This is a genomic window from Cupriavidus sp. Met-2 (assembly GCF_049843575.1).
Classification (GTDB): Bacteria; Pseudomonadota; Gammaproteobacteria; order Burkholderiales; family Burkholderiaceae; genus Cupriavidus; species Cupriavidus metallidurans.
The window spans coordinates 180,125-197,858 of the sequence record NZ_JBBHZL010000008.1; the positions used below are offsets into that span (position 1 = coordinate 180,125).

Sequence of the window (17,734 nt, forward strand, 5' to 3'; positions counted from 1 at the left end):
CCATTGTCGCCGAGAGTCGCCGGAAGTACGCCGCGCCGATGACTCGGTTCCGATCAGCGCGACAGGAACGGCATCATCGCTGCCGCATAGCGCGTACCCGCCGCTGCGCCCAGCGGGAAGATCGCGTCGATCCGGGCCAGATCCTGCGCGCTCAACGTCACGTCCAGCGTCCCCAGGTTGTCGTCGAGATTGACCACGCGCCGCGTGCCGGGAATCGGCACCACGTGCTCGCCGCGCGTCAGCACCCAGGCCAGCGCCAGTTGCGCCGGCGAGCATCCCTTCTCGCTCGCCAACGCTCGCACGGCGTCGACCAGTTGCAGGTTGCGCGCGAAGTTCTCGCCCATGAAGCGCGGATTGGTACGTCGATAGTCGTCCGCGTCGAAATCGTCGGGCGTGCGGATCGCGCCGGTCAGGAACCCACGGCCCAGCGGGCTATACGGCACGAAGCCGATGCCAAGCCGCTCGCAGGTAGCCATGATGCCGTTCTCGTCGACGTCACGCGTCCAGAGCGAATACTCGGTCTGTAGCGCCGTGACCGGATGCACCGCGTGCGCCCGCTCGATTGTCTCGACGCCGGCCTCAGAAAGGCCGATCCACCGCACCTTGCCCGCCTTGACCAGATCGGCCATTGCGCCAACGGTGTCCTCGATCGGCGTATCGGGATCGATGCGGTGCTGGTAGTACAGATCGATATGGTCGACACCGAGCCGCTTCAAACTCGCATCGCAGGCGGCGCGCACATATTCAGGACGACCATTGACGCCGCGCGCCGTCGGATTCGACGGATCGCGCACGATGCCGAACTTGGTCGCCAGCACCACTTTGTCACGCCGGCCACCGGCAAGCGCGCGCCCCACGAGTTGCTCGTTCGTGTGCGGACCATAGATGTCGGCGGTGTCGAGCAGATTCACGCCGTGGTCGAGCGCATGGTGAATCGTGCGGATAGATTCGGCATCGTCATGCGCGCCATAGAACTCGCTCATGCCCATGCAGCCCAGACCGATGGGAAATACCTCGGGGCCGTTACGGCCCAGCTTGCGCGGTGTGGTCATCTGGAAGCTCCTCAGGATAGGTACTTCAGCGAACCCCGGGATGATACGCGCGTCGTGCGGCTATTGCCGGACTGGCCCCGCAGGCGTCTTCCGTGGCGCGGCCGTCTCACGGACGCCCGCGCCGCGCACCTCGATGCCGATCTCGTGTACCACCTTCCCCGCCGCATCGACCAGTTGCACGCGATGCCGGCCCGGCCATGGCAACCAGGCAACCTGCCCGCCCTTGCCGAGCGGCTTGCCGTCCATGCGCCAGCTCACCGCGCGCGCGGTCTGACCCGTCAGCCCATCGGCATGAAACCAGATCCGCTGCGCGGCCGGAGGAATATCGGGATCGAGCGCGAAGATCGTGCCGTCGGCCGGGCTGGCGATAGCCGGCATCGTGTTGCCCTGCTCCGTCGTGCCCACACTGACGCGCCGCATCCCGGTGCCGCTCAGGAATACCTCCTGCCGTGCTGGCTCGAGTTCGTCGTCGAACGTCAATGCCACACGTTCGACGCCTGATGGCATCGCCGGCGCGCGGCTCGGCGTGCGCTGATGCAGCGCTTCCATGACCTCGTGCCATACGGGCGCCGCGCCAGACACTCCCGATACGTCGTGCATGCTCGCGCCGCTGGCATTGCCGACCCACACGCCCACTGTGTAGCGCTCCGACCAGCCGACGCACCAGTTGTCGCGCATGTCCTTGCTCGTGCCGGTTTTCACTGCCGTCCAGAAACGCGTGGTCAGCGGACTGTCGAGCCCGAACGTACGCGCCCGCGCGTGGCGATCAGACAGCACATCCCCGATCACGAACGTCGCCGCCGGCATCATCACGTTCTGCTTCGACGGCACGGCGGCATTCAGCGTCATCCGCGATGGCGCATACGCGCCCTGGTTGGCGAAGCTGCGATAGGCATTGGTCAGCGACAGCAGCGACACATCCGCACTGCCCAACGCAAGGCTATAGCCGTAGTAATCGCCTGATTGCGTCAGCGGCAGGCCGAGCGCCACCAGCCGTTGATGAAAGCGGTGCGGCGTCACCATCACCAGCGTGCGCACCGCCGGCACGTTCAGTGACGAACCCAGCGCGGCGCGCAGACTGACCCAGCCTGCGTAGCGATGGTCATAGTTCTGCGGAATGTAGAGGCCACCGCCAGTGGGAAGATTCACCGGACGATCGTCAAGCAGCGATGCCGCGGTCAGCCTGCGTTCCTCGATGGCCTGCTCATAGAGGAATGGCTTCAGCGTCGAACCGGCCTGCCGCAGCGCCGCCGCGTGATCGACCTGTGACGCCGCGGACAGGATGCCTGAAGAGCCGACATAGGCCAGCACGTCACCGCTGGCGTTGTCGATCACCACCACGGCGCCGTCCTCGACATTGCGCCCCGCCAGCTCGCGCAGATGGCGATCGAGGCTGGTCACTGCCACGCGTTGCAGCCCGGCATCGAGGGTGGAAGTGATGCGCGGTGGCACCGGCTTGCCGGACCCTCGCGCCTGCGCGATAACGGCACGAGCCAGATGCGACGCGAGATTGGCGTTGCGGGCCTGCGGGCCGGTCTGCGCACTGGCTGACTTCACCAGCACCAGCGCGGTGAAACCGTCGAGCCCCTCGCATTCGCGCGGCTGGCCCATGTCGCGCAGAATGCCGCACGCACGCTTGGACACCTGCGCGGCCGAGGCATTGGGCGCGCGCACGAGCGCGACGGCCACTGCCGACTCACGCGCGTCGAGCCCGCTCGGCACCTTGCCGAACAGCGTCTGCGACATCGCGGAGAGCCCCACCAGTTCGCCACGGAACGGCACCAGATTCAGGTATGCCTCGAGGATCTGGTCCTTGCTCCAGCCACGCTCGAGTGACGCCGCGCTGACCGCCTGCTCGACTTTCTGCCCGATGCTGCGACCACGGCCCGCGCGCAAATCCTCGTCGAGCAAGCCGGCGAGCTGCATCGTCAGCGTCGAAGCGCCACGTGTGCGGGTGTTCCACAGATTGGCCCATGCGGCAGCCGCCACGCCCTGCCAGTCGACGCCGCTATGCGCGTAGAAGCGCTTGTCCTCGGATAGCACGATGGCGGTGCGCAAGGCCGGCGACGTATCGGTCAGCGTCACCCAGTCGCCACGCCGCGCGCGGAAATCGTCACGCACGCGGGCCACGGTTTCGCCATGGCGATCCACCACCACGATATCGGCGCTGCGCCAGTTGGCGCGAACCTCTCGAAACGTGGGCACGGCCTGCGCGGCGCCCGCGAATAACAGCAGCGCCACAGCAACATGAATCCCACCACGCTTCATCACGAACCCCAACCTCTCACGCGTCCCGCTCGGCCACCACGCCCGCCACCAGCAGCACCTGTGCGATGGCGTAGGTCCACCAGATGCCGAGTTGGTACGTGTCGAACAACGACAGGAATTTCGCGATACCGATCATCGCGTCCGACGCCACGAAAAACAGGGCGCCGATTGCCGCCAGCGCCGTCGGCAGCGATGCCAGCATCGTCGTGCAGGCCATCGCCGCCAGCACGCAGATGTAGACCGTGACCGGCCACATCAGATCGCCGAGATTCGGCCAGAAGCGCCCAAGCAATGCGCCCGCCGCGCCGATGATCAGACCACAGCCGATCAGCCGATGCGGCCGCAGGTCTCCCATCATCGGCACAAACAAGCGTAGATAGGCCAGGTGCGCCATCAGGAACGCCCCGAGCCCGCCGATGAATGAGATCTTCAGACCGGGCAGCGCCAGCAACAGATCTCCCAGCGCGGAGAAGAGCAGCGCGGTCACGAGCCAGCGCCGCTCTCCTAGCGGGCGATGGAACCACGCCGCGCGCGCGAGCATGACCGCCATCGCGGTTTTCCAGATCGGCTGATAGGCGATCTGGCCCGTCAACGGCGTGCCGGGAGGCAAGTACGCGGACACCTGGATCAGCATCACGCCGTATGTCACGCCGGCCAGCACGCCGGCAATCCACCATTCGCGCACGCGTGGGGGCATCCGCATGGCGATCCAGCTCACGGTTTGGCCCCCACCGTCATCTTGGCGTTCGGCGTCTCACCGAACACATCGGGCGCGTACAGCGCTTCAACGCGCGTGGGTGGCAGCGTGAACTCGCCGGCGTTGTTCAGGCGCACCGTGTACTCGACCGACAACGCCCCCTTCGGCACATAGCCGAAGTACTCGCGATAGACCGCAGGTGTGCGTTCCGTGAAGGCAGACCACGACTTCTTTTCGTCACGCGTTGCGATTTCCGAATCGCGGCCCAGGCCGCTGCCGAGAATCGTCGCCCCGGTTGGCACCGGATCGCTGACCACCACCCAAGTCATGTCGGCCTGCGCGTCGATGTCGAGCTTCACCCGATAGGTATCGCCACGCGACCACTTGCCTGCCACCGCCTGATCCACCGGCGTCACGGTACGGCGCACGCGATAGCCCGCAGACACCGGTTCGGTCAGCGGTACCGCCGCCAGCGCGCGCACAGTGGCCCACGGACGACCCGAGCCCTGCTGTTCAACCTGCAGCGTAGCCGGTGCCGTCGATGTCTTGGCCGGCCACGGCAATTCGACCATGCCGCTGGCCACGCCATCCTTCTGCGTGGCCTTCGACCATTCGAACGTGCGTGACGCATCGCCCAGCGCAACGCGCGCCGCGCCTGCCACCGGCGTCTTCTCGTACACCTGCGCATAGCGCTGGATCGCCAGCACGCCCCAGGCGTTGGCCGTGGTCGTCATCCACGCGCCACGCGTCTGCCGGCCGAGCAGCCCCGTCACCAGTTCGGGCACATCGCCCTTCCAGTCCGGTAACTGTGTCGCCAGCGCGAGCAGCTTCGCGGCGTTCACATCGCCACCAGACATCAGCCACCACCAGTTGTCGGTGCGCTCGGTGGAGAACACCAGTCGCGTGCCCTGGACCGTCAGGCGACTGCGCAGCAACTGCGTGGCTTCGGCCATGCGCTTGTCACGCTGCGGGATATCCTGCACGCGCGACAGGATGCCGAGCCAGTCGATCAGCGCCGACGTCGGCCACTGCTCGGGCAGGATCTGGATTGACCCGAGCATCCGCGCCTGCGCATGGCCGGTGCGCGACAACGCATCCAGCGCGGCAAGCTTGCGCACGTCGAGATCCATCGTCGCCGAAGACGGCGCCCAGCGCGGAGGCGTGATGCGGCCTTCGACAAAGGCAGTCAGTCCGCGCTCCATCTGATCGCGCAGCGCGTCCGGCACGCGCATCGGCAGGCCAGCACGCGCAGCCTCGTCGGAGATCGAGAGCAGATAGGCCGTCAGCACTTCGCTGCCGTAGCTTCCATCGCTACGCAGCGGGAAGTACGCGGCCAACCCGTTACTGTCCAGGTAGGACGGCAACTGCACCATCAATGCATCCCACGCGGCGGCATCGCCAAGGCCGAGCGCCTTCGACGAGCGTTGCTCGAGGCACGTGAACGGATAGTTGCGGAACCATTCGCGCACCCCGGGCATGCCGCCAGCCAGCGACGACTGCAACGACACCTGCATCCCGCCCCGCACCTGGCCCTTTGGATCCGCCAGCGCGCCAGCCGGTGCCTGCACTGGCATCGACGCGTTCGGCGTCAATTGCGCCAGCACTGCCTGCTGCACCGTCACCGGGATGGCAGGAACGATCTGTTGCGAGACCTTGAGCTTGTCGCTGGCAGTGCCGGTGCCCTTCTCTGTCGCGCCCACTTCCCAAAGGATCGACCCGCCGCGGCTGAACGCCAGCAGTGCCGGCGCGGTGATGTCCCAGCCGATTTCTCGCGCTTCACCGGCAGGAATCTGCACGGTCTGCGCGGGCAGCGTCTGCGCGTCGACCAGCGTCGCGCGCGCGGTGGCTTCCACGGTCATCGCACGCTGCGTGGTATTGCGCAGCGTGAACATTGCGCGGTACTTGTCATCCTCGCGCACCAGCAGTGGCAGGCCGGCAATCATCTGCAGGTCTTGCGTCGCGGCGATCGACGCGCTGCCGCTGCCGAAGCGGCCCGCGCCAAGATCGGCCACGGCGACGATGCGGAAGCTGGTCAGCGAATCGTTGAGTGGCACGTCGAGTGCGGCTTTGCCTTCCGCATCGAGCTGCACGCGCGGATTCCACAGCAACAGCGTGTCGAACAGCTCGCGCGTCGGGCTCTTGCCGCCACCACCGCCCGCGGCCACGGCCTTGCGGCCATAGTGGCGGCGGCCAATGATCTCCATCTGCGCGGTCGAGGTCTCCACCCCATAACTGCGCCGCTGCAGCATCGCATCGAGCAGGTTCCAGCTTGTGTTCGGCATCAGTTCGAGCAGCGACTGATCGACCGCCGCCAGCGCGACCTCGCCATTCGCCGCCGGCTTGCCGTCGGGCAGCTTCACCTGCACCACCACATGCGCCTTGCCGCGCACCGGATACGTGGCCTTGTCAGGTGTGACAGTCACGTCGAGCCGGTGTGCTTCGTTGCCGACGCGGATTTCCGCCAGACCGAGCCGGAACGCCGGCTTCGACAGATCGACCAGCGGCGACGGCGCCACGTATTCCTTGCCCTCGCTGCGGAACGCGTGCCACCAGTCCAGCGGCTGACGCCATCCCCACGTAAAGAACGAGTACCAGGGCACCTCGCGCAGACGTCCGCGAATGCTGAGCACCGAGACATACACGTTCGGGCCCCACTCCGGCTTGACCTTGAGCTTGATGGTCGGATCGGTGCCGTTCAGCTCGACCACTTCGGTGTCCAGGATGCCTTCGCGCTCGATTGCGACCAGCGCCGTCGCGCGGCGGAACGGCATCCGTACCTGAAACACCGCGGTGTCGCCCGGCGCGTAGGCCTTCTTCTCCGGCAGCACGTCCATGCGGTCGTGGTTCTCGCCGCCGAACCAGAGTTCGCCCTGGCGCGTGACCCAGACGGTCGTCGCGGCCTGTGTCACGCGTCCATCGCCATCGCGCGCGTTGGCTACCAGTTCCACTTCACCCGCCTGCGACAACGCCACCTCGCAACGCGCGCGGCCCTGTGCGTCGGTACGCGTCTCGCACACCACGCCGAGGTCTTTCGTTTCGCTGCGGTTGTCGTAGCGATATAAGCCACCCACCACGCGCTTGCGCGCTGACGTGGTGATCCGCGCGCTCGCCTTGACCTGTACCGGCGTATCGGCAATCGGCTTGCCCTGCGTGTCGAGCACCACGCCGTACACGGCCAGCTTCTGTGACACCGATACCCAGTTCGCGGCGCGAATGCCCGCCACCACGGCCGACGGCCACACCGGCACGGTCTGCCGCAGCGTCTGGATCTCGCCGTTCGGATCGGCAAAGCCCGCTTCGAGCACGAGGTCGCCCGGCACGTTCACCTTCGGCAGCTTCTTGATCGTGACCTTGCCATTGCCGTCCTTGTCGAGCGTCAACGGCAGCTTGTCGGCAACGAGCTTCTCCGCTTCGTCACGCGAGCTCTCGCCTTCCTGGTCTTCCTCCTCGTCACCGCTGGCGCTCTGCTGCTGCTGCGGCCGTGGCGCGTTGAACGAGAAATCGTCGTAGTCGGCAAAGTTCACGTACTTGTTGCGCATCAGTGCCGACACGCTCACCGGCAGCCCGGCTGCGCCACCACCGTTCGTGTAGTGGATCTCCACGCCAACCGGTACCTCGGCGGGCGCTACAAGGGCATTGCCCTTCGCCTTCGGATCCTTGGTCACCGACAGCGTGCCAGCCAGCACCGGCAGTCGGAACGCTTCCACGCGGAAGCTGCCGCTGCTCAGCGTGCGCCCATCGCCATAGACCAGCGCCACATCGTAGACGCCAAGCTTGGCCGCCTGAGGCACCTGGAAGGCGTTCTCGGCACTGCGGCCACCCGTAGCCGTGTTGCGCCACGCCAGCGGCAGTTCATAGGTCTGGCCACTACCTTCGTGCGTGATGACCACCTTGTCCGGCATCGCGGCAGGCAGCGCGAATCCCTGTGCGGTCTCCGTGCGGATCAGGTGCTTCATCGACACCGTTTCGCCCACGCGCAGCAGCGTGCGATCGAAGATCGTATGCGCGCGCACGGTCTGGTTCGGGCTCAGGTCGGTCGGCACGTTGAAGCGCCACGTTTCGATGCCACGATTCCAGTCGGACATCACGAACGCCATATCGGCCTTGCCGCGCGCTTGTGGATGGTCCGCCGCAATGCGCGCGGAGACGAAGTAGCCGTCCATGCCGTTCGCGCAATCCTTGTAGCGGCGATCGGGCAGCTTTGCGAAGCGAACGACGCCGGTGGCATCGGTCGCGCCTTCGCCCAACAACTCACCATCGCAGCTACGCACGGCCACCTTCGCATTGGCCACGGGCTTGCCGTCATCCAGCGATGTGACCCACGCCAGACCGCTCATGTCGCCATCGGCCAGGCCACGCGCGAGCTTGAAATGCACACCGAGGTTGGTCACCAGTACCGCCGTGCGCACATACATCGGCACCTTCCGGCCGAGCAGTGCTTCGCCCAGCATTGGCGAAGCGATCTCAACCACATGGAAGCCAGGTTCCGGCAGCGGGATACCGACCACTTCGAACGGCCGAGGCGAGGTGTCGTTCGATTTCGGAATCGCCAGCGTCTTCGCGCCGGATACGCCTTCGAGCAACGATACCGAGCGGGTCTCGATAGATGGCGCGTTGCGCGGGCTGCGTGCTTCCGACGGCGATTTGCCTGCGCGGATCGCATCCAGCTCCTGACGCGTCCACGAGTTCTCGTGCATACGCTTGACCATGCCGAACCAGCGCAGGATCGCGCCGTCGTCATCGACCTTGAGTCGTGCGACCGTACCGGCTTCGGCCCGCGCCGACAGCGCCGGCAGATCAGCCTCGACGTTGCGCAGCGTGACTGGCAGCAGTGGCGGATAGTCAGCCGGCGACTTGCCGCGCGGCACATCGGCAAAACGTTCGACCACTCCAAACGGCGCGGCGGCGAACTTGGCCAGCGGCGGCAGCGCGGCGGTGGTCAGCTTGATGGGAAACAGGTCGGCATTAGACAGCGAGCGACCGCTCTCGTCCTTCAGATCCTTCGGCGCCTCGATAGTGAGGCTGGCCTTCTCCGGGAAGGGGCCGGGGAACGTGACCGACGACACCGGAGCGTCCCTGGCGTCGTCGCTATCGAACTTCGGCGCACGCGGGCCGGACGGCGTCTTGAGCACGATGTGCTCGGCCAGCTTGCGCGGTACCGGTGCGGTGAAGGTGACGACCAGCGGCCGCAGCGGCGTGCATGGGGCTTCGGCACGTTCGCGCTCGCAGGTGAAGCCCGCGGCAAACGGTTCGCGTACCTGATAGTCGAAACGGCGCGGCGCGGTAGTGGCCAGCCCGGACGGGGTGGAGATGCCGGCATCGAGCACGAGCTGCATGCGCGCGCCAGCGGGCAGACGCTGCTGGCAGGCCAGCAGGTGCACGGCTTCGGGGTTTTGCTTGACGATGTCGTTCCAGCGCACCGCTTCGATGACGCCATCCCGCTCCTTGCCCGTCAGCAGCCTGACCGGGATCCGCTCGCCGAGGCCTTCGGCCTGGCACCACGCATGTTCACGAATCGATCCCGCCGTTGCCGCGCCGTTGAAGCGCAGCACGAACACCTGGTCTTCCTCGATCTGTCCACCCGACGGGCGCGCCGAGATCACGAATGGGCCGCCGGTCTCGAACCTGTATTCCGGTTTGCCGGCGTAGGTCTTGCCAGCCACACTCTTGAGGCCTGCCGACATCCGCACCGAGCATCGCACGCCCGGGGGCAGGTCACGCTCGAAGTCGTAGACCCAGTTGGTAGCGTTGACCCATCGCCCGCTGCCGCCAACGCTGCCACCGGTACAGGACACAGCCGCTGGCGGTGCAGCCTTGAGATCGCCCATCGGCACCATCGCCTCGTCGAAGCGGATCGCCACCTGCCGTACCTGCGGGACCACCCCTTCGGGTGAAAAGCGCGTGATCTGCGCGGCCGACGCCATCGGCGCCCACAGCACTGCCCCCAGCACAAGACCTGCGGCGGCGGTTCCAACCGCCGTGACGATCTTCGACATCATCTTGCCCTTTCCGGATTTGCCACCGGGCGAGGGTGACATGCGCGGATGGCAAGCGCAAGCCTCTGCACATTTTGTTCAGATCGCGTGACCGTTTCAGCGCAAATGTGAAAGTGGCAGCGGTCCTTCGCGCTTGAGCGCGGTCAGCACAATGTTCGACCGGATGCTCTCCACACCGGGTACGCGCATCAGGCGTTTCATCGTGAATTCGGCCAGCGTGGGCAGATCCGCCACCACTACGCGGATCAGGTAATCGGCCTCGCCCGCCACCGAGTAGCACTCCTGCACTTCCTCCAGCAGCAGGATTTCCTCGGCGAAGCGCTCGATGATCGTGTCGCCATGGTGCGCCAGCTTGACGCTGATGAAGACCAGCACCCCCAGGCCCAGGGCTTGTGGCGACAGGTTTACGCGATAGCCAGTGATCACCCCGTCGGCTTCGAGCCGCGCCAGACGCCGGCCGACCTGGCTCGGCGACAGGTGCACGCGCTCGGCCAGTTGCTGATGGGTGGATCTGCCATCGGCTTGCAGCGCCGCCAGCAAGGCCAGGTCGAAGGGGTCCAGGTCGGCGTGGTTCATGGTTCGCATCAATCCCGCACTGAATGTTAAATATGCGCAGATTATATGCATTAAGAACCGGAATATGGCCAATTTTGCGGCCTGAATGCAGCATCCGATCGCTAGACTATGCAGAAATTCCGCATACAGGAGACATAGATGATCGCCACGGCCGCCCCGCAGGAAATCGACACCGCCTTTGCCGGCACGATGACCGCCAAGCTCAAGGAACAGTTCGACGAGGGCCTGCTATCGGGCCAGGAACTGCGCCCGGACTTCACCATCGCCCAGCCGGTGCACCGCTATACGGATACCGACCATGCGATCTGGCGCAAGCTGTACGACCGCCAGGCTTCGATGCTCCAGGGCCGCGTGTGCGACGAATTTCTCCAGGGACTGGCCACGCTGGGCATGGAACGCAACCGCGTGCCCGAATTCGACCAGCTCAACGAAACGCTGATGCGCGCCACCGGCTGGCAGGTCGTGGCCGTGCCGGGCCTGGTGCCGGACGAGGTGTTCTTCGACCACCTGGCCAACCGCCGCTTCCCGGCAAGCTGGTGGATGCGCAAGCCGGAGCAGCTTGATTACCTGCAGGAACCGGACTGCTTCCACGACGTGTTCGGCCACGTGCCGCTGCTGATCAACCCGATCTTCGCCGACTACATGGAGGCGTACGGCAAGGGCGGCCTCAAGGCGGCCAAGCTCGGCGCGCTCGACATGCTGGCGCGCCTGTACTGGTACACCGTGGAATTCGGCCTGATCCGCACGCCCGCGGGCCTGCGCATCTTCGGCGCCGGCATCCTGTCCAGCCAGGGCGAGTCGATCTACAGCCTGGATTCGGCCAGCCCGAACCGCATCGGCTTCGACCTGCACCGGATCATGCGCACGCGCTACCGCATCGACACGTTCCAGAAGACCTACTTCGTGATCGACAGCTTTGAACAGCTGTTCGACGCCACCCGCCCCGATTTCACCGCGCTGTACCCGGAACTGCGCGCCCTGCCGACGCTGGGCGCCGGCGATATTGTCGAGAGCGATCGCGTGATCAACGTCGGCACCCGCGAAGGCTGGGCCGACAGCGACGACATCTGAGCGGCACGCATCCCGCCAGCCGCTTTGTGAAACAATGCCGGCAAGCCCGGCCGCTCGCGGCCCGGGCGGGCCGGCCTTCGTCTTACCCTACTATTCAGATCGAGCCCCCATCATGACTCCTCTCTCCCAAGAGGCCCGCGCGAGCCTGCTCGCCGGCCTGCCTGGCTGGACCCCGGTCCAGGACCGTGACGCCATCCAGAAATCGTTCCGTTTCGCCGATTTCAACGCGGCGTTCGGCTTCATGACGCGCGTCGCGCTGCAAGCCGACAAGGTGGACCATCACCCCGAGTGGTTCAACGTGTACAACCGCGTGGACATCACACTGTCCACCCACGATGCCAACGGGCTGACCCAGCGCGACATCGACCTGGCCACGTTCATCGAGAAAGCCGCCGCCGGTCTGGCGCGCTAACACGCCAGGGAAGGCGCTGTAGGGCAACTGAAAGGCAGACAACGGGGCGTCCCTGTACAATCAGCGGCATCCCTCCTACGAGTCTCGTTGTCTTGCTCCCATGCGTATCCTGCTGATCGAGGACGACCGTCAAATCGCCAGCGGCGTGGAGGCCGGTTTGTCCCGCGCCGGCCATCAGGTACGCGTGGTGCACGACGGTGTCTACGCCACCGACCATCTGCTGCGCGAGCAGCACGATCTCGTCATCCTCGACCTGGGCCTGCCCGGCATCGACGGCATGACGCTGCTGGCCCGCTACCGCGCCCGTAACCGCACCACCCCCGTCATCATCCTGACCGCCCGGGATGAACTCGAGGACAAGCTTTCCGGCCTGAACGCCGGCGCCGACGACTATCTGGTCAAGCCCTTCGCACTGCCCGAGCTGGAAGCACGCGTGCGTGTGCTGCTGCGCCGCAGCCAGCACGGCGAGGCCGCGCCGGAGCGCGATGTGCGCCTGGGCAGGCTCCGCCTGTCCGGCAACGACCGCCGCATGTTCGTCGATGGCCGCCCGCTGGAACTGTCGCCCCGCGAATTCGCCGTGCTCGAACTGCTGCTGCAGCGGCAGGGCCGCGTGGTCAGCAAGGCACAATTGCAGGACCATCTGGCCACGTTCGCGCACCCGGCCGGTGAAGGCGGCGACACCGTGGGCGACACCGCCATCGAGGTCTACGTGCACCGCGTCCGCAAGAAGCTCGAAGATGGCGACGTCGAGATCGTCACCGTGCGCGGCTTCGGATACCTGCTCCAGATTCGTGCCGGCCACTGAGGGAAGCAAATTCCCCGGGATGCCCTGAATCGCCATGTGGCCGCGCTCGTCTTCCTCCTCGGCGCAAGCCGGTGACACGCCCGCAACGACCGCGACCGGCAAACGCCTGCGCGGCGGCGGCAATCCCAAACCGACGTCGAACCCGAGCCTGCGCGTTCACCTGCTGCGCGCGCTGGCCACGCCGCTGTTCGCCCTCGTTCTGACCAGCGGTTCGCTGTCGTACTGGCTGGCGGCTCACTACACCACTCAGGTATTCGACCGCGCGCTGTATGGCGTGGCGAACAATATCGCCCAGCAGATCCGCATCGCCGGCCCACGCCTGGAGCAGGACATCCCGATGATCGCCCAGACCCTGGTGGAAGCCGAAGGCTCCGACCGGATCTACTGGCGCATCCACGGGCCCGACGGGCTGATCGGTGGGATGGATACCTGGCTCGGCTACGGCACGGGCCAGACCACGCTGCATGACGCCCGGCTGTTCTATGCCTGGTTCAGCGGTCGGCAGGTGCGCGCGGTACGGCTGCCGGTCAACCTGCCGCCGCCCAGCCCCGATGAAGCGGGTACAGGCGGTGAGACCAGCACGATGCGCGGGCCGATCGTCATCGAAGTGGCCGAACTCCTCGACCGGCGGGAAACTGCAGCCAACGAGATCCTGCTGTCGGTGTCGGTGCCGCTGATCCTGCTGCTGTTGGTAGGTAGCCTGATCCTGTCGCACGTGCTCAAGGAAGAGCTCGTGCCGCTGCAGATCCTGACCGACAGGCTCAACCGCCAGACCGCGCGCTCGCTGGCGGCGCTGGACGAATCCCAGATGCCCGCCGAAGTCGAACCGCTGATTCGCGCGCTGAACGCGTTGCTCTCCCGGCTGCGCGACGCGCTCGACGCCCAGCGCAAGTTCATCGCCGATGCCGCCCACCAGCTCCGCACCCCGCTGACCGCCGTCAAGCTCCATGCCGACCGCGCGGTGGATGCTGATTCGCTCGAAGTGGCCCGCCAGGCCCTGCGGGAGGTACAGACCGCTGCGGATCGCGCCGTGCGCCTGTCTAACCAGTTGCTGTCGCTGGCCCGCGCCGAACCAGGGTTGTCGCTCGAACGGCTAGGACCGGTCGAGCATTTCGATCTGGCCGAGATGGCCTTCGAGATCGGTGCCGAATGGGTGCCGCAGGCGCTGGCAAGGCGTGTGGATCTTGGATTCGAGGTGCTGCCCGGCCCCACCTTCACCGGCGGCGCGCCGGCCGTGGTGCGTGGCAACCGTCTGCTGATGCGCGAGGCGCTGTCGAACCTGATCGACAACGCGGTGAAGTATGTGCCTGCCGGCGGGCGGATCACGGTGCGCGCCGGCGGCGAGACCTTGGGTCATCGCGGCATGGCCGTGGTGATGATCGAAGACAACGGGCCCGGCATTCCTGCGACACGGCGCGAGGAAGTGTTCAAGCGCTTCTTCCGTGGCGATCACACGCCGGGCGCGCAGCCGGCCCAGGCCGCGCCGAGCGGGGCTGGCCTTGGGCTGGCCATCGTGCATGAAATCGTGACCCTGCACCAGGGCACGATCCGCATCGAGGATGTGCCGGCGCCTGCCGGGTCGCGGGCGGCACTGGCAGTCGGATCCGAAAAGATCGATGAGGAGAGCGGCGAGGCAATGGGCGAGCAGCCGGAGCGCCCGCCGACCATGCGTTTCGTGATCCGGATTCCGTGCGAAGCCCCCGGCACCGCAGCCTGATGTGTCACTCGGGGCCCTTGCGCCCCGATTGCCTTACTTCTTGTCCTTCGGCGCCAGCATCGTGCCACGGCACTTGGGGCTGCCGCAGCGGCACTCGTATTCCTGCTTGAGCTTCTTTGTGTAGCGCGCGTCGATCACCAGACCGTAGTCGTAGAACAGTTCCTCGCCCGGCTCGATATCGCGCAGTGCGTGGATGAACACGCGCCCCTTCTTCTCGCGCGCCTCGCAGTTCGGATCGCAGGCGTGATTGATCCAGCGCGCGCGGTTTCCGCCGAACTTGGCGTCGATCACGTCGCCGTCGTCCAGACTGAAATAGAAAGTGTGATTCGGGTCGTTCGGATCGTGCGGATGGCGCTTGAGCGCTTCCTTCCAGGAGATGTGCTCGCCCTTGTACTCGATCACGCGCTCACCCTCGGCGATTTGGCCGATCGCGTAGACGCCCTTGCCATGCACGCCCGACTGGCGCACCTCGATGCGATCACTGGCGGTCTTCTTCTTTCCCGCCTTCTTCTCTTTATCTTTGGTGTCCGTGCCCTTGTCCGACATGTGCTGATTCCCGTGGCGATGGCGGCCGGCCCAGTCCGGCGCGAACCGGATGATACCCGTGCTGCCCACTCAGGTATACGCACGACGGACGTATACCTCGCCGCCACCAATGTGGATAACCAAGGCTATTTCTGTGGATAAGCGCGCGCGTTTGGTGTGGGTTTACTGGGGCTGACATGGGGACGGCGCAGGAACAAGTCGACACGTATACGCGCACTGCCTCATGCGAATGGCTGAGTCATCCACGCCGCCCAGCCGTTCATCCCTGTGGTTTTGGTATACGTAAACGCTTGATTCACTTGACGTATACGCGGTTATCCACAGAAACGGGCGCCGTTTACCTACTACTACTATCTGTATACATGAAAAGAAGATGTAAACCATACGCATGAGACGCGCCGTCGAGGCGTATACCTCTGGGCATCGCAACCCATCGACTCGAATCCGGAATTCAGAAGGCCGATCAAAAAACAGGCAGGGGTGCCCAGCAAGCGCCTGAGCCTCTACCCGCTCCGCTGCACCTCCCAGGCAACGTATACGCCCCAGGAGGCGCTCACAGGGCCGTATACGTCCCTGACAGCCTCCAGAGGGGGCCAGGAGCCTCTGTGGCCGTATTTGCCGTATACGCGCTCACAGGGCTTCCAGAACGTCTCCAATCCCCGCCATCCCTTTGCTGACGCGGCCGTGCAAACGTAACCGGTAACAATCTTGTTTCCGGTGCACTTTGCCCGACACGGTATGATGTGGCCCGCGGCGTCTTTGCCAGAGCGGCTTCCAGGGTGAAGTCTCCGGGCTGGACGCTGGTGTTTTTTCAACTCGATACGGAGTGAAGCATGACGAAAACTGAACTGATCGACGCAATTGCAGCAGGCGTGGACGGTCTGACCAAGGCGAAGGCCGAGCAAGCCCTTAACGTGACCCTGGGCGCCATCATGGACGCCGTGGCCAAGGGTGAGACCCTGAGCCTGATCGGCTTCGGCACCTTCAGCAAGGGCGAACGTGGTGAGCGCATGGCGCGTAACCCGCGTACCGGTGAAGAGATCAAGGTGGAAGCTGCAAAGACCGTGAAGTTCAAGGCCGGTCAGAAGTTCAAGGACGCAGTCAACCAGTAATGCCTGCGGGCGTCTCCAGCCCGTATCGCATGACCCCGCCGTGCCGCCGCCAGACGCCAGAACTGGCGCAGGTGCGCGCCAGGCGGGGGACGTTATCCACAAAGGATTTCCCGCGACGCCGCGGGTAGAATCTCACAGTCGGCATCGCCACTTTCGTGATGGCCGAGAATCCCTGAATAATGCCATCCAGCCTTGTCTGATCAAGGCATTGCGGGATGTCGCGACGCATGGACCCGACATGCTGCCCCGCTTGCTGCCGCGCAGATTTCCACAGCGTTATTCACAGCGCTTTCCACATAAGGCTCCACAGTCTTCTCCACAGGCGCTGGCGCAGAGACTGACGGCGGTAATTGCCCTTGCCGTGCTTTGCGGCTGTACCACGACGCCCCCGAGAACGGCTCGCCCGCAGGCCGTGCCGCTCCCCGACTATCAACAGGTGACCACGCCGCCTGGCGCTACGCCGCGCGAGCGCATTGTCGATATCGCCATGCAGGAATGGCGCAAATGGGGGCAGCAGGTCGTGCATATCGGGCGCGACGATAGCGCCTGCGTCACACAGAGTCCGCTGCCCGCTCCGATGACTGCCGGACCTGAAAAGGCATCGGACGGCGGTGACGTCAGCAGCCAGGCGTCTGCGGATACCGAAAATGACGAGAACGGCCGGGAAGCGGACTGCGTGCGCTTTCCCGATGGCACCGGTATGGAAGCCACGCCCCGGGGCTGCCGGATGGCACAGGGGTACTGGGGCATCGTCGGTGAGGCGCCGGATTGCCGTCAGATCACCCAGGGCGCCTGGGCGTGGTCGGCCGTGTTCATTTCGTGGGTGATGCGCAAGGCGGGACTCGACAATGACCAGTTCCTGACCGGCCAGTCACATTCGATGTATGTGGTGGACGCACGCGATGGCATCCTGCCCCGCCCTGCCTTCCATATCGAGCCGATGCCGGCAGTACCGAGACCAGGCGACGTCGTTTGCGCCGCCCGCGGGCGCGACAAGTACATCTCCAACGTGGCCGAGATCGGTTTCGGCACCACGCCGATGCATTGCGACATCGTGGTCGAAGTGGATCCCGCCGCGCGCGTGGTCAAGGCGATTGGCGGCAACGTCCAGCAGTCGGTGTCGATGGACGTGATCGACATGAACGATGCTGGCCAGCTCGACGGCTTCACGAACTCGCACATGCCGTGGCTGCTCCTGATGCGCAACAACCTGCAGTAGTGATCTTCAATAACTCAGATGGATGGGTGCCGATGAATTTAATTATCGATCATTCGTTCTGGAAATAGTTATACGGCTAATGCTTGCGATCTATTAGCCCGTATGGCTTTTATTTATAAATGTGATGGATGTGTTTTGCTGCTGATTACGTGATCTCATTTCTTGTGGGAATAGTTTGAGGCCTGCCATTCAGGCCTGCCATTCGATACCGGCAGTTCGTTCACTACATCCCGGCGCGGCATTGACGGGGTTTGCTCCCGCGC

12 protein-coding genes are annotated in these 17,734 nt (G+C 65.2%); 6 read left to right on the plus strand and 6 right to left on the minus strand.

Going from position 1 to position 17,734, the window contains the following annotated elements; translation table 11 throughout:
• Positions 1-53: 53 nt before the first annotated feature.
• The 5 genes from WD006_RS18365 to WD006_RS18385 all read right to left on the minus strand — a co-directional run bounded on the left by WD006_RS18365 (position 54) and on the right by WD006_RS18385 (position 10,589).
• Complete coding sequence (locus WD006_RS18365) at positions 54-1,052, minus strand: aldo/keto reductase (RefSeq protein WP_375199030.1); 999 nt, start codon at positions 1,050-1,052, stop codon at positions 54-56.
• A 60-nt stretch (positions 1,053-1,112) separates the two neighbouring features.
• Positions 1,113-3,320 (minus strand): penicillin-binding protein 1C, encoded by a 2,208-nt coding sequence (pbpC, locus tag WD006_RS18370; RefSeq protein ID WP_029306846.1) that lies wholly within the window; start codon positions 3,318-3,320, stop codon positions 1,113-1,115.
• Between the two features lie 16 nt (positions 3,321-3,336).
• Positions 3,337-4,038, minus strand: a complete 702-nt coding sequence (locus tag WD006_RS18375; RefSeq protein WP_008640976.1) for a lysoplasmalogenase — start codon at positions 4,036-4,038, stop codon at positions 3,337-3,339.
• Positions 4,035-10,016, minus strand: a complete 5,982-nt coding sequence (locus WD006_RS18380; RefSeq protein WP_375199031.1) for an alpha-2-macroglobulin — start codon at positions 10,014-10,016, stop codon at positions 4,035-4,037. The genes WD006_RS18375 and WD006_RS18380 overlap by 4 nt, the downstream gene beginning before the upstream one ends.
• Before the next feature lie 93 nt (positions 10,017-10,109).
• Positions 10,110-10,589 carry an Lrp/AsnC family transcriptional regulator gene (locus tag WD006_RS18385; RefSeq protein WP_011517951.1) on the minus strand — a complete coding sequence of 160 codons (480 nt, stop codon included), beginning with the start codon at positions 10,587-10,589 and terminating at the stop codon, positions 10,110-10,112.
• A gap of 138 nt (positions 10,590-10,727) precedes the next feature.
• Between WD006_RS18385 and phhA the strand changes: the two genes are divergently transcribed.
• From phhA to WD006_RS18405, 4 genes are all read left to right on the plus strand, one after another.
• Complete coding sequence (gene phhA / locus WD006_RS18390; RefSeq protein WP_029306844.1) at positions 10,728-11,660, plus strand: phenylalanine 4-monooxygenase; 933 nt, start codon at positions 10,728-10,730, stop codon at positions 11,658-11,660.
• Between the two features lie 112 nt (positions 11,661-11,772).
• Positions 11,773-12,072 (plus strand): 4a-hydroxytetrahydrobiopterin dehydratase, encoded by a 300-nt coding sequence (locus WD006_RS18395; protein ID WP_017514891.1) that lies wholly within the window; start codon positions 11,773-11,775, stop codon positions 12,070-12,072.
• A gap of 100 nt (positions 12,073-12,172) precedes the next feature.
• Complete coding sequence (locus WD006_RS18400; RefSeq protein WP_008640981.1) at positions 12,173-12,877, plus strand: response regulator transcription factor; 705 nt, start codon at positions 12,173-12,175, stop codon at positions 12,875-12,877.
• A 34-nt stretch (positions 12,878-12,911) separates the two neighbouring features.
• The gene (locus WD006_RS18405; RefSeq protein WP_011517954.1) at positions 12,912-14,594 is read left to right on the plus strand and encodes a sensor histidine kinase; all 1,683 of its coding nucleotides are present in this window, start codon (positions 12,912-12,914) and stop codon (positions 14,592-14,594) included.
• Positions 14,595-14,627: 33 nt separating this feature from the next.
• On the opposite strand, the gene WD006_RS18410 is transcribed toward WD006_RS18405, so the two are convergent.
• Positions 14,628-15,140: an SET domain-containing protein gene (locus WD006_RS18410; protein WP_008640983.1), complete on the minus strand. Its 513-nt coding sequence runs from the start codon at positions 15,138-15,140 to the stop codon at positions 14,628-14,630.
• Between the two features lie 833 nt (positions 15,141-15,973).
• On the opposite strand from WD006_RS18410, the gene WD006_RS18415 reads away from it, so the two are divergent.
• Positions 15,974-16,252 carry an HU family DNA-binding protein gene (locus WD006_RS18415; protein ID WP_008640984.1) on the plus strand — a complete coding sequence of 93 codons (279 nt, stop codon included), beginning with the start codon at positions 15,974-15,976 and terminating at the stop codon, positions 16,250-16,252.
• A gap of 238 nt (positions 16,253-16,490) precedes the next feature.
• Positions 16,491-17,471, plus strand: coding sequence for a DUF2272 domain-containing protein (locus WD006_RS18420; RefSeq protein WP_029306843.1), 981 nt, complete (start codon positions 16,491-16,493; stop codon positions 17,469-17,471).
• Positions 17,472-17,734 lie beyond the last annotated feature (263 nt).

What these genes read in the sequence shown, in the direction of transcription:
- WD006_RS18365 (WP_375199030.1), bottom strand. Translation starts at nt 1,052, where the DNA reads ATGACCACACCGCGCAAGCTGGGCCGTAACGGCCCCGAGGTATTTCCC.
- WD006_RS18395 (WP_017514891.1), top strand. Translation starts at nt 11,773, where the DNA reads ATGACTCCTCTCTCCCAAGAGGCCCGCGCGAGCCTGCTCGCCGGCCTG.
- pbpC (WP_029306846.1), bottom strand. Translation starts at nt 3,320, where the DNA reads ATGAAGCGTGGTGGGATTCATGTTGCTGTGGCGCTGCTGTTATTCGCG.
- WD006_RS18385 (WP_011517951.1), bottom strand. Translation starts at nt 10,589, where the DNA reads ATGAACCACGCCGACCTGGACCCCTTCGACCTGGCCTTGCTGGCGGCG.
- WD006_RS18410 (WP_008640983.1), bottom strand. Translation starts at nt 15,140, where the DNA reads ATGTCGGACAAGGGCACGGACACCAAAGATAAAGAGAAGAAGGCGGGA.
- phhA (WP_029306844.1), top strand. Translation starts at nt 10,728, where the DNA reads ATGATCGCCACGGCCGCCCCGCAGGAAATCGACACCGCCTTTGCCGGC.
- WD006_RS18420 (WP_029306843.1), top strand. Translation starts at nt 16,491, where the DNA reads ATGCTGCCCCGCTTGCTGCCGCGCAGATTTCCACAGCGTTATTCACAG.
- WD006_RS18400 (WP_008640981.1), top strand. Translation starts at nt 12,173, where the DNA reads ATGCGTATCCTGCTGATCGAGGACGACCGTCAAATCGCCAGCGGCGTG.
- WD006_RS18380 (WP_375199031.1), bottom strand. Translation starts at nt 10,016, where the DNA reads ATGATGTCGAAGATCGTCACGGCGGTTGGAACCGCCGCCGCAGGTCTT.
- WD006_RS18405 (WP_011517954.1), top strand. Translation starts at nt 12,912, where the DNA reads ATGTGGCCGCGCTCGTCTTCCTCCTCGGCGCAAGCCGGTGACACGCCC.
- WD006_RS18415 (WP_008640984.1), top strand. Translation starts at nt 15,974, where the DNA reads ATGACGAAAACTGAACTGATCGACGCAATTGCAGCAGGCGTGGACGGT.